Source organism: Hymenobacter terricola, from assembly GCF_017921975.2.
Classification (GTDB): Bacteria; Bacteroidota; Bacteroidia; order Cytophagales; family Hymenobacteraceae; genus Hymenobacter; species Hymenobacter terricola.
This window is the reverse complement of the sequence record NZ_JAGEMO020000211.1, coordinates 1-963: the sequence shown is the minus strand read 5'-3', so window position 1 is coordinate 963 and position 963 is coordinate 1. Positions and strand designations below refer to the sequence as shown.

At 52.6% G+C, this 963-nt stretch carries 2 protein-coding genes; both read right to left on the bottom strand.

Features of this window, described 5'->3' with window-relative positions; genetic code table 11:
- Window positions 1–21: 21 nt before the first annotated feature.
- Window positions 22–387 carry a transposase family protein gene (locus tag J4G38_RS28275; RefSeq protein WP_317198242.1) on the bottom strand — a complete coding sequence of 122 codons (366 nt, stop codon included), beginning with the start codon at window positions 385–387 and terminating at the stop codon, window positions 22–24.
- 41 nt (window positions 388–428) lie between these two features.
- Window positions 429–920, bottom strand: coding sequence for a hypothetical protein (locus J4G38_RS28270; RefSeq protein ID WP_210522257.1), 492 nt, complete (start codon window positions 918–920; stop codon window positions 429–431).
- Between the last annotated feature and the right edge of the window lie 43 nt (window positions 921–963).

Here is a 963-nt window from a genome sequence, read left to right as displayed (position 1 = left end):
TAGAGTTGTTGTACTGAATTATCAATGAGTTAGGCAGAAGTTCCACAGGCCGGCGCAGACCTCTAACGCCACATCAAATTGTTCCAGGTTGTGCATGCGCAGACGGTCAGACAAAATACGATACCGTTTAAGGCCCCCGATACTGTGTTCTACCACGACTCGTTTACGGGCTTGTTGTGTGTTGCAAAATTTCTTGTTTTTGGTTAATTGTCCGCCGCGCGGTTTTTTAGTTGGCAGAAATAATTTCTCGCAAGCGTACGTTTTACCGAAGCCTTGAAAGCCGGAATCCAGGCGCACGGTCAAGCCGCTAAACCACTGCTTATCGGGTGAAAGCTGCTGTTTCAGCAGGGTGAAGTCGTGCATTGCCCCCGGCACTACCCGGCCCACGTAAATTAATTTCCGCTGGGCATTGGCTAGGATAAGCGCTTTTAGGGTGTGGCGTTTTTTTTACCACTGTACTGCGCTTTTTGTGCCGCTTTTTCCTGCGGCCGTTGCGTGGCAAATTCAGTGGCATCGACGAGCACGGCCCGCCGTTTGGAAAAATAGCGCTGTAATTCGGCCGGTGATTGAAATTCGCGTTCGGGCAAACAGCCGGCCAACCGCAGTGCCTCGCGCAGCACTGCCAGTCCTTCGTCCTGTCGGCGCTTGGCCGTAGCCCCGTCCAGGCCACAGACCAATCCGAGTACGTCATAAGTTAGCCCTGATTTGCAACTGAAAAGGGTAAAGAAAAGCAACTCTTCTTCGTCTTTTATGCGCGTCCCGGCTGGATGAATGACCATGCGTTCAGCTAGTTGCATCGCATGCAATTCGGCGTATGCCCGTCGGAACACCACCAGCAGCTGCGCGAAGTGATGCGCGTCACACCCCAACGCGGACCGCCATTGGCGAGGCGTTTTCAAATCCTGAATCGAAAGTTTCATCCCTCAAATATCGAGCTAGCCGGGCGCTGCAACAAGTCTAGTA

Coding starts and splice junctions, on each gene's coding strand:
- J4G38_RS28270 (WP_210522257.1), bottom strand. CDS start 920: ATGAAACTTTCGATTCAGGATTTGAAAACGCCTCGCCAATGGCGGTCC.